5 protein-coding genes and 1 pseudogene are annotated in these 20,437 nt (G+C 57.9%); 5 read left to right on the plus strand and 1 reads right to left on the minus strand.

Going from position 1 to position 20,437, the window contains the following annotated elements:
- Window positions 1–45 precede the first annotated feature (45 nt).
- A complete protein-coding gene (locus tag H8F26_RS14170; protein WP_231605229.1) occupies window positions 46–1,419 on the plus strand; it encodes an HlyD family type I secretion periplasmic adaptor subunit in 1,374 nt (457 codons plus the stop codon).
- Window positions 1,420–1,428: 9 nt separating this feature from the next.
- Here the strand turns inward: H8F26_RS14170 and H8F26_RS14175 are convergent, their stop codons facing one another.
- Window positions 1,429–1,569 carry a hypothetical protein gene (locus H8F26_RS14175; protein ID WP_197154951.1) on the minus strand — a complete coding sequence of 47 codons (141 nt, stop codon included), beginning with the start codon at window positions 1,567–1,569 and terminating at the stop codon, window positions 1,429–1,431.
- A gap of 39 nt (window positions 1,570–1,608) precedes the next feature.
- Between H8F26_RS14175 and H8F26_RS14180 the strand changes: the two genes are divergently transcribed.
- From H8F26_RS14180 to H8F26_RS14190, 4 genes and pseudogenes are all read left to right on the plus strand, one after another.
- Complete coding sequence (locus H8F26_RS14180) at window positions 1,609–2,079, plus strand: hypothetical protein (protein ID WP_197154953.1); 471 nt, start codon at window positions 1,609–1,611, stop codon at window positions 2,077–2,079.
- Window positions 2,080–2,347: 268 nt separating this feature from the next.
- Window positions 2,348–8,371 (plus strand): annotated as a pseudogene (locus H8F26_RS14185) (beta strand repeat-containing protein); the annotation flags it as partial.
- A gap of 55 nt (window positions 8,372–8,426) precedes the next feature.
- Complete coding sequence (locus H8F26_RS20250; RefSeq protein WP_370594625.1) at window positions 8,427–9,773, plus strand: immunoglobulin-like domain-containing protein; 1,347 nt, start codon at window positions 8,427–8,429, stop codon at window positions 9,771–9,773.
- Entirely contained in the window at window positions 9,743–20,356 is a 10,614-nt protein-coding gene (locus tag H8F26_RS14190; RefSeq protein WP_197154956.1) for an immunoglobulin-like domain-containing protein, read from the plus strand. Before H8F26_RS20250 ends, H8F26_RS14190 begins: the two co-directional genes overlap by 31 nt.
- Window positions 20,357–20,437 lie beyond the last annotated feature (81 nt).

Raw genomic sequence — 20,437 nt, forward strand, 5'->3', positions numbered from 1 at the left:
TTCTTTCTTCCCATGACCAACTTGCCGGCGATCCCAGAGTCTTCCTTGAGCCTTCCTCCCGACCGAGGGCTTGCGTCGCCGTTGCTCGGCAGTGACACGCCGGATGCCATCACACTGGTGGGACGCCATCGCCTCAGTCAGGCCCTCGAACTGGAGGAAAAACCTGATAACCGCTATTTGCGCTACGCGCTGTATGGTCTTGGTGCCGCTGTTCTGATTTTTTTCCCCTGGGCGGCACTGACGCCGATCACCCAGGTTGTGAGCGCTTCGGGGGAGGTGATTCCGGAGGGTGAAGTGTCTGTTGTGCAGCACCTTGAGGGCGGCATTGTCGAGAGGGTTGATGTTCGCGACGGCGATATGGTGAGCCAAGGACAGGTGATGTTGCAGTTGCGTCCCAATCTTGTCGAAAGCGAATACCGAGCTATCGAACAGCAACTTCGCAATCTGATGCTGCAGCAGCGTCAATTTCAGGCGGCGATCCGTGGAGAGAGCGGATCTTTAAGTCAAAGTGCGAGTGACAAAGTCTCCAAGGCGCAAAGTGACTTGCTAGATAGCCGGATTGAAAACCGTACGGACCAGATTCGGCAGGTGAATGAAAAGATCAATGAGAAGCGAGAAGAGCTGAAGGGTCTTGACGCTCAGATTCAGCGCTATCGGGTTGAGCAGAATTTGCTTAAGGAGCAGCGGCAGATGTATGCCAACCTTGTGGCTTCAGGTGCGGCATCCCGGCTCAATTTGTTACAGGTTGACAAGCAGGTGGCCGAGTCTCAGACCAAGATGGCTTCGTTGCTGGGTACCCGCGCTCAAGCCACCAAGCTGTTGCTTCAGGCTGAAGCGGAGCTACGCAGCCTCAACTCCGGGATCCGCTTTGAGGAGCGCAGCCAGATTGCTGCCTTGGTGAACGAGGAAGCAGTCGTGTCGCAGAATATCAAGAAGCTGCGTAACCAGCTGGACCGTACCAAAATCCGGGCTCCGATCAGTGGAGAGGTTAATGATCTCCGTTTCAAGACGACGGGTGGCGTTATTGCTCCTGGATCCGTGGTGTTGTCGTTGGTCCCCACCAACTCCCCCAAGATTGTTGAAGCCCGGGTGCGATCGACAGATATCGGTTTTGTGAGCAAGGGGCAGACCGTGAGCGTGAAGCTGAAGCCGTTTGACTCCAGTATTTATGGATCAGTTTCAGGGAAGGTCCTGAATATCTCCCCCTCTACGGTTCAAGATCCTGACGATCGGCAGTACTACTATGAGACTAGGATCTCCTTGGATCAGCAGTACGTTGGCTCCGGCGACAAGAAGTTTCCGATACAGGTTGGTATGCCTGTCGTTGCTGATATTGAGGGACCCAAGCGCAGTGTCCTTCGCTACCTCTTCCAGCCATTCACCCGCACCTTGAATTCGGCCCTGCGAGAGTCTCGCTGAGTCTGTTTCTCAGCATCCTTTCAGCTTGTACCAAACTTGCTGCTGCATCTGCTGTTTTCGGCTCTGCAGGGCGATCTCCACGGTTGATCTGGCGATGGAGACGCCGATCGTGATCGGATTCAAGCCTTGCTGCATTGCCTCAGCGTTCATGGTGCCCTTAGGGTCGGTGTCTTCACCGTGTGTCGATCGATGTCTGCCGAGCAGACTGTCTCGCTCCTTGGCGAGAACTTTCCTACTGGCGGCCGAGCAGGTGATCTTGCTCTCGATGATCTGGTGGCCGTTTATCTCGATGGACTCGGCCGGATCGATCCTGATCCTGCGGAGTCGATGGATTCGGCTCCTCGCCTGGGAACAGCTGAGCTGGCCTATGGCCTCGACCAGACAGTGAGTACCTATCTTGAGGATCAAGGCCTGCCGCTGGAGCAATACCATGAGATTCAGCAGGATCTTCTGAACGCGCTGGCCGACACGCTTCATGATCAGGGACTGGCTGATCATGATGCCATCGTGTACGACGACCTTGGCAATGCCGATGGCGCCGCCGTGCTCGGAGCCTTGGACGGGCATGTACAGGCGTTGCTCGACATGTCGCAGACCCAGCAGCCTTTGCTGGAGCAGGCTTCTTCAGAGGTTCAGGAAATTCAGAGTTTCGATTGCTGATTCCGTTTGTTTTCCACAGGTTGATGTCTTTGTAACGTCGGCATTCTGCTTGATTCTCAGCTTCCTCTCAGCTCTTCAGATCCCTTGCGGCGACTGGGATCTTGGCTGCGTCGCCGAAATCTATCGCTCAGATGCTTCCAGCATTCCCGGAATCACGGGAAGCCGCCCTGTTGGCTTGTGGTCAGCTCATCTACGGTAAAGGCATCAAGCACCAGTGAGATCCGATCGGTCCTGCTCTGGTGAGCGTGACCCCCTGCCCAGACCCCCCATGGCTGACGACATCACTGGATCCAATCCGGTTGAAACCACTGAGTCGGCTGGTGCAGATTCGGTGGCGAATCAGTCTGAGGAGATCCAACGGCAGGCTGCCGCATCCGTCGCCTTTGATCCGAACTACCAGGAAAGTGGTTGGATCGATCCCGATTCCGGTGCCTCTTCCCTCCCCACCCAGAGTTTCGACAACTTCACGGAGCAGGTTGACCAGCCGTCGCCGGGTGATGTTGGCACAACATTTCCTGTTGGTGGTTCTTCCAGCGATGGTCCGTTCATCCCTGCAGGTGGTGGCAGCGGGGGCCTCCCCTCCCTAGGCGGTGGCGGAGCCTCTCCGTCCACAAGCACTCGTTTTGTTGGCTCGAGCCCTGCTCTCGCGAATCTTGCGTCCGTCGACACCTCTACCGGGACCCCCACCCTCACGGCGTTTGACAATCCAGAGACCACGCCCTCTCCATCACCCGAACCGTCGCCCTCGCCGACGCCTGAGCCCAGCCCAACTCCCACGCCTGAGCCGGCCCCTACACCTACCCCTCAACCCACACCCACCCCTCCTCTGCCGGCACCGGCTCCCACTCCGGATCCGGCACCGACTCCAGCACCTGCTCCTGAGCCCACCCCTCCCCCAACGCCTACGCCCCTGCCCACCCCTGGGCCGACACCTGAGCCTCCCATTCCGCCTGTTACAGGCACGGTCACCCTCGGAGATGTGACGGTTGATGAGGGTGGCAGCGCCACGATTACTGCCACTGTTGATAGTCCAGTGGTTGGGACTGATCTGGTGATCAGCCTTGACAATGGTGTGACGATCACGATTCCAGTCGGAGAAACGACCGGAACTTCGGATCCCTTTGATGCTCCCAGTGATGATCCGTTTATTGATTCTGAAGAGATTGTGGTGTCGATCATTGGATCGACAGGTGGTGGATTCGATGATCTGAACACAGATGACACGGCCACGGTCGTTGTGGAAGACACGACCGACATCACGGCGGTGAGCCTGGGTGATGTGACGGTGGATGAGGGAAGTGGAACGGCGACGATCAGTGCGACGATCGACAATGCGCCGACGGATGAGCCGCTGGTGTTGACGCTGGATAATGGCGCGACGATCACGTTTGCAGTCGGGGAGACGACCGCGACATCCAGCGAGTTTGTGGTGCAGGGCGATGATCCGTATGTGGATGGCGAGACCAATACGGTCAGCATCAGCAGCTATACGGGCGGAGCGGAATACGAATCGCTGGATACGACAGCGACGGCGCAGGTCGTTGTGGAAGACACGACCGACATCACGGCGGTGAGCCTGGGTGATGTGACGGTGGATGAGGGAAGTGGAACGGCGACGATCAGTGCGACGATCGACAATGCGCCGACGGATGAGCCGCTGGTGTTGACGCTGGATAATGGCGCGACGATCACGTTTGCAGTCGGGGAGACGACAGCGACATCCAGCGAGTTTGTGGTGCAGGGCGATGATCCGTATAAGGATGGCGAGACCAATACGGTCAGCATCAGCAGCTATACGGGCGGAGCGGAATACGAATCGCTGGATACGACAGCGACGGCGCAGGTCGTTGTGGAAGACACGACCGACATCACGGCGGTGAGCCTGGGTGATGTGACGGTGGATGAGGGAAGTGGAACGGCGACGATCAGTGCGACGATCGACAATGCGCCGACGGATGAGCCGCTGGTGTTGACGCTGGATAATGGCGCGACGATCACGTTTGCAGTCGGGGAGACGACCGCGACATCCAGCGAGTTTGTGGTGCAGGGCGATGATCCGTATGTGGATGGCGAGACCAATACGGTCAGCATCAGCAGCTATACGGGCGGAGCGGAATACGAATCGCTGGATACGACAGCGACGGCGCAGGTCGTTGTGGAAGACACGACCGACATCACGGCGGTGAGCCTGGGTGATGTGACGGTGGATGAGGGAAGTGGAACGGCGACGATCAGTGCGACGATCGACAATGCGCCGACGGATGAGCCGCTGGTGTTGACGCTGGATAATGGCGCGACGATCACGTTTGCAGTCGGGGAGACGACCGCGACATCCAGCGAGTTTGTGGTGCAGGGCGATGATCCGTATGTGGATGGCGAGACCAATACGGTCAGCATTAGCAGCTATACGGGCGGAGCGGAATACGAATCGCTGGATACGACAGCGACGGCGCAGGTCGTTGTGGAAGACACGACCGACATCACGGCGGTGAGCCTGGGTGATGTGACGGTGGATGAGGGAAGTGGAACGGCGACGATCAGTGCGACGATCGACAATGCGCCGACGGATGAGCCGCTGGTGTTGACGCTGGATAATGGCGCGACGATCACGTTTGCAGTCGGGGAGACGACCGCGACATCCAGCGAGTTTGTGGTGCAGGGCGATGATCCGTATGTGGATGGCGAGACCAATACGGTCAGCATCAGCAGCTATACGGGCGGAGCGGAATACGAATCGCTGGATACGACAGCGACGGCGCAGGTCGTTGTGGAAGACACGACCGACATCACGGCGGTGAGCCTGGGTGATGTGACGGTGGATGAGGGAAGTGGAACGGCGACGATCAGTGCGACGATCGACAATGCGCCGACGGATGAGCCGCTGGTGTTGACGCTGGATAATGGCGCGACGATCACGTTTGCAGTCGGGGAGACGACAGCGACATCCAGCGAGTTTGTGGTGCAGGGCGATGATCCGTATGTGGATGGCGAGACCAATACGGTCAGCATCAGCAGCTATACGGGCGGAGCGGAATACGAATCGCTGGATACGACAGCGACGGCGCAGGTCGTTGTGGAAGACACGACCGACATCACGGCGGTGAGCCTGGGTGATGTGACGGTGGATGAGGGAAGTGGAACGGCGACGATCAGTGCGACGATCGACAATGCGCCGACGGATGAGCCGCTGGTGTTGACGCTGGATAATGGCGCGACGATCACGTTTGCAGTCGGGGAGACGACCGCGACATCCAGCGAGTTTGTGGTGCAGGGCGATGATCCGTATAAGGATGGCGAGACCAATACGGTCAGCATTAGCAGCTATACGGGCGGAGCGGAATACGAATCGCTGGATACGACAGCGACGGCGCAGGTCGTTGTGGAAGACACGACCGACATCACGGCGGTGAGCCTGGGTGATGTGACGGTGGATGAGGGAAGTGGAACGGCGACGATCAGTGCGACGATCGACAATGCGCCGACGGATGAGCCGCTGGTGTTGACGCTGGATAATGGCGCGACGATCACGTTTGCAGTCGGGGAGACGACCGCGACATCCAGCGAGTTTGTGGTGCAGGGCGATGATCCGTATGTGGATGGCGAGACCAATACGGTCAGCATCAGCAGCTATACGGGCGGAGCGGAATACGAATCGCTGGAAACGACAGCGACGGCGCAGGTCGTTGTGGAAGACACGACCGACATCACGGCGGTGAGCCTGGGTGATGTGACGGTGGATGAGGGAAGTGGAACGGCGACGATCAGTGCGACGATCGACAATGCGCCGACGGATGAGCCGCTGGTGTTGACGCTGGATAATGGCGCGACGATCACGTTTGCAGTCGGGGAGACGACAGCGACATCCAGCGAGTTTGTGGTGCAGGGCGATGATCCGTATAAGGATGGCGAGACCAATACGGTCAGCATCAGCAGCTATACGGGCGGAGCGGAATACGAATCGCTGGATACGACAGCGACGGCGCAGGTCGTTGTGGAAGACACGACCGACATCACGGCGGTGAGCCTGGGTGATGTGACGGTGGATGAGGGAAGTGGAACGGCGACGATCAGTGCGACGATCGACAATGCGCCGACGGATGAGCCGCTGGTGTTGACGCTGGATAATGGCGCGACGATCACGTTTGCAGTCGGGGAGACGACCGCGACATCCAGCGAGTTTGTGGTGCAGGGCGATGATCCGTATAAGGATGGCGAGACCAATACGGTCAGCATCAGCAGCTATACGGGCGGAGCGGAATACGAATCGCTGGATACGACAGCGACGGCGCAGGTCGTTGTGGAAGACACGACCGACATCACGGCGGTGAGCCTGGGTGATGTGACGGTGGATGAGGGAAGTGGAACGGCGACGATCAGTGCGACGATCGACAATGCGCCGACGGATGAGCCGCTGGTGTTGACGCTGGATAATGGCGCGACGATCACGTTTGCAGTCGGGGAGACGACCGCGACATCCAGCGAGTTTGTGGTGCAGGGCGATGATCCGTATGTGGATGGCGAGACCAATACGGTCAGCATCAGCAGCTATACGGGCGGAGCGGAATACGAATCGCTGGATACGACAGCGACGGCGCAGGTCGTTGTGGAAGACACGACCGACATCACGGCGGTGAGCCTGGGTGATGTGACGGTGGATGAGGGAAGTGGAACGGCGACGATCAGTGCGACGATCGACAATGCGCCGACGGATGAGCCGCTGGTGTTGACGCTGGATAATGGCGCGACGATCACGTTTGCAGTCGGGGAGACGACCGCGACATCCAGCGAGTTTGTGGTGCAGGGCGATGATCCGTATAAGGATGGCGAGACCAATACGGTCAGCATCAGCAGCTATACGGGCGGAGCGGAATACGAATCGCTGGATACGACAGCGACGGCGCAGGTCGTTGTGGAAGACACGACCGACATCACGGCGGTGAGCCTGGGTGATGTGACGGTGGATGAGGGAAGTGGAACGGCGACGATCAGTGCGACGATCGACAATGCGCCGACGGATGAGCCGCTGGTGTTGACGCTGGATAATGGCGCGACGATCACGTTTGCAGTCGGGGAGACGACCGCGACATCCAGCGAGTTTGTGGTGCAGGGCGATGATCCGTATGTGGATGGCGAGACCAATACGGTCAGCATCAGCAGCTATACGGGCGGAGCGGAATACGAATCGCTGGATACGACAGCGACGGCGCAGGTCGTTGTGGAAGACACGACCGACATCACGGCGGTGAGCCTGGGTGATGTGACGGTGGATGAGGGAAGTGGAACGGCGACGATCAGTGCGACGATCGACAATGCGCCGACGGATGAGCCGCTGGTGTTGACGCTGGATAATGGCGCGACGATCACGTTTGCAGTCGGGGAGACGACCGCGACATCCAGCGAGTTTGTGGTGCAGGGCGATGATCCGTATAAGGATGGCGAGACCAATACGGTCAGCATCAGCAGCTATACGGGCGGAGCGGAATACGAATCGCTGGATACGACAGCGACGGCGCAGGTCGTTGTGGAAGACACGACCGACATCACGGCGGTGAGCCTGGGTGATGTGACGGTGGATGAGGGAAGTGGAACGGCGACGATCAGTGCGACGATCGACAATGCGCCGACGGATGAGCCGCTGGTGTTGACGCTGGATAATGGCGCGACGATCACGTTTGCAGTCGGGGAGACGACCGCGACATCCAGCGAGTTTGTGGTGCAGGGCGATGATCCGTATGTGGATGGCGAGACCAATACGGTCAGCATCAGCAGCTATACGGGCGGAGCGGAATACGAATCGCTGGATACGACAGCGACGGCGCAGGTCGTTGTGGAAGACACGACCGACATCACGGCGGTGAGCCTGGGTGATGTGACGGTGGATGAGGGAAGTGGAACGGCGACGATCAGTGCGACGATCGACAATGCGCCGACGGATGAGCCGCTGGTGTTGACGCTGGATAATGGCGCGACGATCACGTTTGCAGTCGGGGAGACGACCGCGACATCCAGCGAGTTTGTGGTGCAGGGCGATGATCCGTATGTGGATGGCGAGACCAATACGGTCAGCATCAGCAGCTATACGGGCGGAGCGGAATACGAATCGCTGGATACGACAGCGACGGCGCAGGTCGTTGTGGAAGACACGACCGACATCACGGCGGTGAGCCTGGGTGATGTGACGGTGGATGAGGGAAGTGGAACGGCGACGATCAGTGCGACGATCGACAATGCGCCGACGGATGAGCCGCTGGTGTTGACGCTGGATAATGGCGCGACGATCACGTTTGCAGTCGGGGAGACGACCGCGACATCCAGCGAGTTTGTGGTGCAGGGCGATGATCCGTATAGTGGATGGCGAGACCAATACGGTCAGCATCAGCAGCTATACGGGCGGAGCGGAATACGAATCGCTGGATACGACAGCGACGGCGCAGGTCGTTGTGGAAGACACGACCGACATCACGGCGGTGAGCCTGGGTGATGTGACGGTGGATGAGGGAAGTGGAACGGCGACGATCAGTGCGACGATCGACAATGCGCCGACGGATGAGCCGCTGGTGTTGACGCTGGATAATGGCGCGACGATCACGTTTGCAGTCGGGGAGACGACCGCGACATCCAGCGAGTTTGTGGTGCAGGGCGATGATCCGTATGTGGATGGCGAGACCAATACGGTCAGCATCAGCAGCTATACGGGCGGAGCGGAATACGAATCGCTGGATACGACAGCGACGGCGCAGGTCGTTGTGGAAGACACGACCGACATCACGGCGGTGAGCCTGGGTGATGTGACGGTGGATGAGGGAAGTGGAACGGCGACGATCAGTGCGACGATCGACAATGCGCCGACGGATGAGCCGCTGGTGTTGACGCTGGATAATGGCGCGACGATCACGTTTGCAGTCGGGGAGACGACCGCGACATCCAGCGAGTTTGTGGTGCAGGGCGATGATCCGTATAAGGATGGCGAGACCAATACGGTCAGCATCAGCAGCTATACGGGCGGAGCGGAATACGAATCGCTGGATACGACAGCGACGGCGCAGGTCGTTGTGGAAGACACGACCGACATCACGGCGGTGAGCCTGGGTGATGTGACGGTGGATGAGGGAAGTGGAACGGCGACGATCAGTGCGACGATCGACAATGCGCCGACGGATGAGCCGCTGGTGTTGACGCTGGATAATGGCGCGACGATCACGTTTGCAGTCGGGGAGACGACCGCGACATCCAGCGAGTTTGTGGTGCAGGGCGATGATCCGTATGTGGATGGCGAGACCAATACGGTCAGCATCAGCAGCTATACGGGCGGAGCGGAATACGAATCGCTGGATACGACAGCGACGGCGCAGGTCGTTGTGGAAGACACGACCGACATCACGGCGGTGAGCCTGGGTGATGTGACGGTGGATGAGGGAAGTGGAACGGCGACGATCAGTGCGACGATCGACAATGCGCCGACGGATGAGCCGCTGGTGTTGACGCTGGATAATGGCGCGACGATCACGTTTGCAGTCGGGGAGACGACCGCGACATCCAGCGAGTTTGTGGTGCAGGGCGATGATCCGTATAGGATGGCGAGACCAATACGGTCAGCATCAGCAGCTATACGGGCGGAGCGGAATACGAATCGCTGGATACGACAGCGACGGCGCAGGTCGTTGTGGAAGACACGACCGACATCACGGCGGTGAGCCTGGGTGATGTGACGGTGGATGAGGGAAGTGGAACGGCGACGATCAGTGCGACGATCGACAATGCGCCGACGGATGAGCCGCTGGTGTTGACGCTGGATAATGGCGCGACGATCACGTTTGCAGTCGGGGAGACGACCGCGACATCCAGCGAGTTTGTGGTGCAGGGCGATGATCCGTATGTGGATGGCGAGACCAATACGGTCAGCATCAGCAGCTATACGGGCGGAGCGGAATACGAATCGCTGGATACGACAGCGACGGCGCAGGTCGTTGTGGAAGACACGACCGACATCACGGCGGTGAGCCTGGGTGATGTGACGGTGGATGAGGGAAGTGGAACGGCGACGATCAGTGCGACGATCGACAATGCGCCGACGGATGAGCCGCTGGTGTTGACGCTGGATAATGGCGCGACGATCACGTTTGCAGTCGGGGAGACGACAGCGACATCCAGCGAGTTTGTGGTGCAGGGCGATGATCCGTATGTGGATGGCGAGACCAATACGGTCAGCATCAGCAGCTATACGGGCGGAGCGGAATACGAATCGCTGGATACGACAGCGACGGCGCAGGTCGTTGTGGAAGACACGACCGACATCACGGCGGTGAGCCTGGGTGATGTGACGGTGGATGAGGGAAGTGGAACGGCGACGATCAGTGCGACGATCGACAATGCGCCGACGGATGAGCCGCTGGTGTTGACGCTGGATAATGGCGCGACGATCACGTTTGCAGTCGGGGAGACGACCGCGACATCCAGCGAGTTTGTGGTGCAGGGCGATGATCCGTATAAGGATGGCGAGACCAATACGGTCAGCATCAGCAGCTATACGGGCGGAGCGGAATACGAATCGCTGGATACGACAGCGACGGCGCAGGTCGTTGTGGAAGACACGACCGACATCACGGCGGTGAGCCTGGGTGATGTGACGGTGGATGAGGGAAGTGGAACGGCGACGATCAGTGCGACGATCGACAATGCGCCGACGGATGAGCCGCTGGTGTTGACGCTGGATAATGGCGCGACGATCACGTTTGCAGTCGGGGAGACGACCGCGACATCCAGCGAGTTTGTGGTGCAGGGCGATGATCCGTATGTGGATGGCGAGACCAATACGGTCAGCATCAGCAGCTATACGGGCGGAGCGGAATACGAATCGCTGGATACGACAGCGACGGCGCAGGTCGTTGTGGAAGACACGACCGACATCACGGCGGTGAGCCTGGGTGATGTGACGGTGGATGAGGGAAGTGGAACGGCGACGATCAGTGCGACGATCGACAATGCGCCGACGGATGAGCCGCTGGTGTTGACGCTGGATAATGGCGCGACGATCACGTTTGCAGTCGGGGAGACGACCGCGACATCCAGCGAGTTTGTGGTGCAGGGCGATGATCCGTATAAGGATGGCGAGACCAATACGGTCAGCATCAGCAGCTATACGGGCGGAGCGGAATACGAATCGCTGGATACGACAGCGACGGCGCAGGTCGTTGTGGAAGACACGACCGACATCACGGCGGTGAGCCTGGGTGATGTGACGGTGGATGAGGGAAGTGGAACGGCGACGATCAGTGCGACGATCGACAATGCGCCGACGGATGAGCCGCTGGTGTTGACGCTGGATAATGGCGCGACGATCACGTTTGCAGTCGGGGAGACGACCGCGACATCCAGCGAGTTTGTGGTGCAGGGCGATGATCCGTATAAGGATGGCGAGACCAATACGGTCAGCATCAGCAGCTATACGGGCGGAGCGGAATACGAATCGCTGGATACGACAGCGACGGCGCAGGTCGTTGTGGAAGACACGACCGACATCACGGCGGTGAGCCTGGGTGATGTGACGGTGGATGAGGGAAGTGGAACGGCGACGATCAGTGCGACGATCGACAATGCGCCGACGGATGAGCCGCTGGTGTTGACGCTGGATAATGGCGCGACGATCACGTTTGCAGTCGGGGAGACGACCGCGACATCCAGCGAGTTTGTGGTGCAGGGCGATGATCCGTATGTGGATGGCGAGACCAATACGGTCAGCATCAGCAGCTATACGGGCGGAGCGGAATACGAATCGCTGGATACGACAGCGACGGCGCAGGTCGTTGTGGAAGACACGACCGACATCACGGCGGTGAGCCTGGGTGATGTGACGGTGGATGAGGGAAGTGGAACGGCGACGATCAGTGCGACGATCGACAATGCGCCGACGGATGAGCCGCTGGTGTTGACGCTGGATAATGGCGCGACGATCACGTTTGCAGTCGGGGAGACGACCGCGACATCCAGCGAGTTTGTGGTGCAGGGCGATGATCCGTATAAGGATGGCGAGACCAATACGGTCAGCATCAGCAGCTATACGGGCGGAGCGGAATACGAATCGCTGGATACGACAGCGACGGCGCAGGTCGTTGTGGAAGACACGACCGACATCACGGCGGTGAGCCTGGGTGATGTGACGGTGGATGAGGGAAGTGGAACGGCGACGATCAGTGCGACGATCGACAATGCGCCGACGGATGAGCCGCTGGTGTTGACGCTGGATAATGGCGCGACGATCACGTTTGCAGTCGGGGAGACGACCGCGACATCCAGCGAGTTTGTGGTGCAGGGCGATGATCCGTATGTGGATGGCGAGACCAATACGGTCAGCATCAGCAGCTATACGGGCGGAGCGGAATACGAATCGCTGGATACGACAGCGACGGCGCAGGTCGTTGTGGAAGACACGACCGACATCACGGCGGTGAGCCTGGGTGATGTGACGGTGGATGAGGGAAGTGGAACGGCGACGATCAGTGCGACGATCGACAATGCGCCGACGGATGAGCCGCTGGTGTTGACGCTGGATAATGGCGCGACGATCACGTTTGCAGTCGGGGAGACGACCGCGACATCCAGCGAGTTTGTGGTGCAGGGCGATGATCCGTATAAGGATGGCGAGACCAATACGGTCAGCATCAGCAGCTATACGGGCGGAGCGGAATACGAATCGCTGGATACGACAGCGACGGCGCAGGTCGTTGTGGAAGACACGACCGACATCACGGCGGTGAGCCTGGGTGATGTGACGGTGGATGAGGGAAGTGGAACGGCGACGATCAGTGCGACGATCGACAATGCGCCGACGGATGAGCCGCTGGTGTTGACGCTGGATAATGGCGCGACGATCACGTTTGCAGTCGGGGAGACGACCGCGACATCCAGCGAGTTTGTGGTGCAGGGCGATGATCCGTATGTGGATGGCGAGACCAATACGGTCAGCATCAGCAGCTATACGGGCGGAGCGGAATACGAATCGCTGGATACGACAGCGACGGCGCAGGTCGTTGTGGAAGACACGACCGACATCACGGCGGTGAGCCTGGGTGATGTGACGGTGGATGAGGGAAGTGGAACGGCGACGATCAGTGCGACGATCGACAATGCGCCGACGGATGAGCCGCTGGTGTTGACGCTGGATAATGGCGCGACGATCACGTTTGCAGTCGGGGAGACGACCGCGACATCCAGCGAGTTTGTGGTGCAGGGCGATGATCCGTATGTGGATGGCGAGACCAATACGGTCAGCATCAGCAGCTATACGGGCGGAGCGGAATACGAATCGCTGGATACGACAGCGACGGCGCAGGTCGTTGTGGAAGACACGACCGACATCACGGCGGTGAGCCTGGGTGATGTGACGGTGGATGAGGGAAGTGGAACGGCGACGATCAGTGCGACGATCGACAATGCGCCGACGGATGAGCCGCTGGTGTTGACGCTGGATAATGGCGCGACGATCACGTTTGCAGTCGGGGAGACGACAGCGACATCCAGCGAGTTTGTGGTGCAGGGCGATGATCCGTATAAGGATGGCGAGACCAATACGGTCAGCATCAGCAGCTATACGGGCGGAGCGGAATACGAATCGCTGGATACGACAGCGACGGCGCAGGTCGTTGTGGAAGACACGACCGACATCACGGCGGTGAGCCTGGGTGATGTGACGGTGGATGAGGGAAGTGGAACGGCGACGATCAGTGCGACGATCGACAATGCGCCGACGGATGAGCCGCTGGTGTTGACGCTGGATAATGGCGCGACGATCACGTTTGCAGTCGGGGAGACGACCGCGACATCCAGCGAGTTTGTGGTGCAGGGCGATGATCCGTATGTGGATGGCGAGACCAATACGGTCAGCATCAGCAGCTATACGGGCGGAGCGGAATACGAATCGCTGGATACGACAGCGACGGCGCAGGTCGTTGTGGAAGACACGACCGACATCACGGCGGTGAGCCTGGGTGATGTGACGGTGGATGAGGGAAGTGGAACGGCGACGATCAGTGCGACGATCGACAATGCGCCGACGGATGAGCCGCTGGTGTTGACGCTGGATAATGGCGCGACGATCACGTTTGCAGTCGGGGAGACGACCGCGACATCCAGCGAGTTTGTGGTGCAGGGCGATGATCCGTATGTGGATGGCGAGACCAATACGGTCAGCATCAGCAGCTATACGGGCGGAGCGGAATACGAATCGCTGGATACGACAGCGACGGCGCAGGTCGTTGTGGAAGACACGACCGACATCACGGCGGTGAGCCTGGGTGATGTGACGGTGGATGAGGGAAGTGGAACGGCGACGATCAGTGCGACGATCGACAATGCGCCGACGGATGAGCCGCTGGTGTTGACGCTGGATAATGGCGCGACGATCACGTTTGCAGTCGGGGAGACGACCGCGACATCCAGCGAGTTTGTGGTGCAGGGCGATGATCCGTATAAGGATGGCGAGACCAATACGGTCAGCATTAGCAGCTATACGGGCGGAGCGGAATACGAATCGCTGGATACGACAGCGACGGCGCAGGTCGTTGTGGAAGACACGACCGACATCACGGCGGTGAGCCTGGGTGATGTGACGGTGGATGAGGGAAGTGGAACGGCGACGATCAGTGCGACGATCGACAATGCGCCGACGGATGAGCCGCTGGTGTTGACGCTGGATAATGGCGCGACGATCACGTTTGCAGTCGGGGAGACGACCGCGACATCCAGCGAGTTTGTGGTGCAGGGCGATGATCCGTATGTGGATGGCGAGACCAATACGGTCAGCATCAGCAGCTATACGGGCGGAGCGGAATACGAATCGCTGGATACGACAGCGACGGCGCAGGTCGTTGTGGAAGACACGACCGACATCACGGCGGTGAGCCTGGGTGATGTGACGGTGGATGAGGGAAGTGGAACGGCGACGATCAGTGCGACGATCGACAATGCGCCGACGGATGAGCCGCTGGTGTTGACGCTGGATAATGGCGCGACGATCACGTTTGCAGTCGGGGAGACGACCGCGACATCCAGCGAGTTTGTGGTGCAGGGCGATGATCCGTATGTGGATGGCGAGACCAATACGGTCAGCATCAGCAGCTATACGGGCGGAGCGGAATACGAATCGCTGGATACGACAGCGACGGCGCAGGTCGTTGTGGAAGACACGACCGACATCACGGCGGTGAGCCTGGGTGATGTGACGGTGGATGAGGGAAGTGGAACGGCGACGATCAGTGCGACGATCGACAATGCGCCGACGGATGAGCCGCTGGTGTTGACGCTGGATAATGGCGCGACGATCACGTTTGCAGTCGGGGAGACGACCGCGACATCCAGCGAGTTTGTGGTGCAGGGCGATGATCCGTATGTGGATGGCGAGACCAATACGGTCAGCATCAGCAGCTATACGGGCGGAGCGGAATACGAATCGCTGGATACGACAGCGACGGCGCAGGTCGTTGTGGAAGACACGATCGATGCGGTGACGGTGAAGCTGACGGCAACGCCGAGCACGGGAGAAGATGCCGGCTCGATTGTCTACACGGCGAGCCTTGTGGACGCCAACGGCGTTGCGGTGACGACGGCGAACGATATCACGGTGACGCTGGCGAATAACGAGACGATCACGATTGCTGCGAATTCGAGCAGTGGTGACTCGTCGCCGGTTGCGGTGAATCGTGATGATGTCTATCGGGAAGCGGACAGCATCAGCAACAGCATCGCCTCGGTGGTGGAAGCGAATGCAGGTGGTCTGGGAGCGTTTGAGAATCTGGTGGCGGATCAGACGGAGGTGAGCACGACGATCACCGATGACAGCGATGCGGTGACGGTGAAGCTGACGGCAACGCCGAGCACGGGAGAAGATGCCGGCTCGATTGTCTACACGGCGAGCCTTGTGGACGCCAACGGCGTTGCGGTGACGACGGCGAACGATATCACGGTGACGCTGGCGAATAACGAGACGATCACGATTGCTGCGAATTCGAGCAGTGGTGACTCGTCGCCGGTTGCGGTGAATCGTGATGATGTCTATCGGGAAGCGGACAGCATCAGCAACAGCATCGCCTCGGTGGTGGAAGCGAATGCAGGTGGTCTGGGAGCGTTTGAGAATCTGGTGGCGGATCAGACGGAGGTGAGCACGACGATCACCGATGACAGCGATGCGGTGACGGTGAAGCTGACGGCAACGCCGAGCACGGGAGAAGAGGCTGGCTCGATTGTCTACACGGCGAGCCTTGTGGACGCCAACGGCAATGCGGTGACGACGGCGAACGAGATCACGGTGACGCTGGCGAATAACGAGACGATCACGATTGCTGCGAATTCGAGCAGTGGTGACTCGTCGCCGGTTGCGGTGAATCGTGATGATGTCTATCGGGAAGCGGACAGCATCAGCAACAGCATCGCCTCGGTGGTGGAAGCGAATGCAGGTGGTCTGGGAGCGTTTGAGAATCTGGTGGCGGATCAGACGGAGGTGAGCACGACGATCACCGATGACAGCGATGCGGTGACGGTGAAGCTGACGGCAACGCCGAGCACGGGAGAAGATGCCGGCTCGATTGTCTACACGGCGAGCCTTGTGGACGCCAACGGCGTTGCGGTGACGACGGCGAACGATATCACGGTGACGCTGGCGAATAACGAGACGATCACGATTGCTGCGAATACGAGCAGTGGTGACTCGTCGCCGGTTGCGGTGAATCGTGATGATGTCTATCGGGAAGCGGACAGCATCAGCAACAGCATCGCCTCGGTGGTGGAAGCGAATGCAGGTGGTCTGGGAGCGTTTGAGAATCTGGTGGCGGATCAGACGGAGGTGAGCACGATAATCCTCGACGATAATGATATCACGACGGTCACATTGAGTAATGCATTGATTAATGAAGATACTAATGAGGCTAGTATTACTGCAACGGTGGACAATGCGCCGGAGACGGATTTGATTCTGCAGCTAGACAATGGGCAAGTAATCACAATATTGGCTGGCCAAACCAGTGGAACTAGTAATACTTTTAGTGTTCCGACTGCTGATCAAGTCGCGATCACTGGAGCGACTGGTGGTAACTATGAGGATTTAGATACGAGCTCAATAGCACTGGTTGACCATTTCGTCACGATCACAGGCCTTGATGGAAACGGCGCTGAAGTAATCGTTGACGAGGACGATCTCCCTGATGGTACAACGCCGAATCTCGGTGCGTTGACGAAGACTGGATCTTTCTCTTTTACTGCAGTCGATGGCGCTGATGATGTGACCATTGGAACGACGGCGTTAGTTGCCAATGGTGTTTATGTCGGTGACGGCACAGAGGTGACGACAGCTGCTTACGGCACGCTGACGATTACGGGTTTCAGTGCTGATACGGATGCCACCACCGGTGAACTAGTTGGAGGTACGTTTAACTACAGTTATACCCTTGATGATAATACACTGACTCATTCGCCGGGCGCGGGTGAAAACAGTATTGTCGAAAGTCTGATGGTGACCGTGAGTGACACGGATGGTGACTTCAGAACGGCTTCGTTAGACATCCAAGTTACGGATGATGTGCCTAGCATCACGGCCCTTACCACCAGCGAGCCCGTCCTCACCGTTGATGAAACCAGCCTGTCGACCAATGCATCGACTTCCTTCGCTTCTGCCTTCACCTCCGTCTACGGAGCTGATGGTGCTGGCAGCATCGCCTACGCCCTGACCACTGCAGGTGGTGCTTCGGGGCTGGTTGATACCGCTACCAATGCTGCGGTGAATCTGTATCTGATTGGTGGACAGGTCGTCGGCTCGACCGCCACCACTCAAGAGACTGTCGCGTCAGGCAATCAGGTCTTCACTGTCGCGGTCGACTCGACCACGGGTGTGGTCACACTGGATCAGATCCGTGCCGTCGTTCATCCCAACGCCAGCAACCCCGACGATTCCAAGTCACTCTCGGCCGATTCCCTCGTCTCGCTCAACGCCACGATCACCGATAAAGACGGTGATTCCTCCACCGCTTCGTTGAATATCGGTTTGAACCTAGTGTTCAAGGATGATGGTCCCACGCTGATCGCTCCCACCTCCTCGACATTAATCAACGCGATCGGCAGCACCACTACGGGTAAACTAGATGCCGATGGGAACATTGACAACAACTATGGAGCCGATGGTGCCGGCAGTATCAGCTTCTCAGGGATCACGTCTGGCCAAGCAAGTGGCCTCACCTCAGGAGGACAATCGATTAAGTATTATCTCTCGTCTGATGGCAAGACTCTGACTGGTGCAACGGGTACGGATGCTGTAAGCGGCAAGGTGTTCACGATTACACTGGCTCCAGACAATAGCACTGTTTTGGCTAGCGATATTTATAGTGTGGCGATGTTTGCCAAGATCGACAATGGGGCTAGTACGAGCTTCTCGGATCTTAGTGGTATCAAGGCCGGTAATCTCTCTGCCTGGGTGGTAGGCGATGGTGATACAACCAAGCCTGTAGAACTCCTTTTGACTGGGTCCGTGAATGGTGTTGAGGCCTCAGTGAATACAAATGCTAACGACATTGCTGTTGCTAATAATAATATTGATAACTCCGAAACCCTCCGTATTGACTTCGGTAGCTTTACTACAGTCGGTGCTACTCCGATTATCTCGCATACGACAGTTAACGGTTTTGGCTTCAAAGTTACTCAAATCCCTGGCAATCCAGGGTCTACTGGTTTTACCTTAACAGCTTACGATGCCAATGATGATACAAACTATGCTAATGATGTCAAGGTTGCAATCACAAAGGTAGAAGTTTACAATGGAACTACTCTCGTGTCAACCGGCACGGGAAGTGGCACCGTGAATGGCATAACGTATACGTTTGATGGCGCCAATGGAGTGCGCCTTCAGAATGTGACAGAGGAATATAGGGCGGTTGTTTATACCGTTAATGGTTATGACCGTCTAGAGATTGCCAACGCAAATGATGATGCGCAGTTTTCTGTTGGCGGCATCTCGATTGTCACTGTCGATACTGGTTTGCCCGTTTCCAAGAGCTTTGACCTCACTTTGACAGATCGCGACGGCGACTCGATCGGTGGAAGCTTTACGTTGACATGGAATCCCTCAGTAGTTCCGCTCGCTGTTGATGCTAACCAGGATGGCAGCTTGAGCTATCTTTCGCTACAGGCCAGCCCCGTTGTCTTCGATTACAACGGTGACGGGACACCGGAGCTATCCGCCTGGGTCGGCCCAGAGGATGCTCTGTTGGCCTACGACAAAAATACTGATGGAATCATCAATGACGGTTCTGAAATCTCTTTTGCCCAATACCATCCAGATGCTACAACAGATCTAGAGGGACTAAGGCTTGCGTTTGATACGAACCAAGATGGTGTCTTTGACTCAAGCGATGCTGAGTTTGGCAAGTTTGGTCTCTGGCAAGATGCTAATTCTGATGGTAAAACCGATGTGGGTGAATTCCGCAGCCTCGCGGAGGTAAATATTACTTCTATTCGTCTCAGTAGCGACGGGGTTTCCTATACAACTGCCGAAGGCGATGTGCTTGTCCATGGCAGCACATCTCTCGAGTATGCCGATGGCACTACTGGACTTGTTCAGGATGTTTCGTTTGCGACACTCAATGATTCGGCCGAGGTGTCCACTGACGTCGTGTTGGATCCTTTGAATCCAGCGCTTCCAGTAGATCCAGTTGATGGAGCTGTTGCTCAGCAGCCAGGTGATGCCTTTGTTGCAGAAGCTGCTTCTTTGCCAGTTGACCCGTCTGATCCGATTGACCAGGTTGCTGCGATCAGCCTGAGCGAATCTCTGCCACTTGTCGATAGTGTCGATCAAGGCGTTGATGTTGTTCATGATATTTCGTTTGCTTCCTTGATTGACGACGCCTTGGCTAATCCGGAGTTGCTGACAATGGATCATGTCGGTATCGATCCCTTTGGTGGTAGTGATGCTGTGATCCCCGACACTTCAGTTGTTCAGGCTGAAGTTCAGGATATTTCTGCTTTGGTTGATCAGTTGGTCGCTGAGCAACCAGTAACGGATGAGCACTTGGCGGATTATCAACACGACATCATCCATACAGATCCTGCTTTCGGTACCAACCTCGATCCTGGTTTCGATGATGGCTCTTCTGCCGCTTTGGATGCCAGCTCCTTTGATGCTGCTGCCGACGATGGCACCGATACGCAGGATCTTCCTCAGGATGATCCGCTCAGCCATTCCACGAGTTTTGATGATGGCAGCATCCACCCTGTCTACGACGACCCCAGCGCGATCGGCTAAGGTCTGACCTGCCAACACCAGGACCTGTGCCGCCCCTTTCCTTTGATCTGGGGCGGTTTTTCCTGTTGAACCGTTGCTTCC

Source organism: Synechococcus sp. CBW1006 (genome assembly GCF_015840525.1).
GTDB lineage: Bacteria > Cyanobacteriota > Cyanobacteriia > PCC-6307 > Cyanobiaceae > CBW1002.

Bases quoted from the DNA above. Each gene is read 5' to 3' on its own strand.
- H8F26_RS14180 (WP_197154953.1), top strand. From the start codon at position 1,609: ATGTCTGCCGAGCAGACTGTCTCGCTCCTTGGCGAGAACTTTCCTACT.
- H8F26_RS14175 (WP_197154951.1), bottom strand. From the start codon at position 1,569: ATGAACGCTGAGGCAATGCAGCAAGGCTTGAATCCGATCACGATCGGC.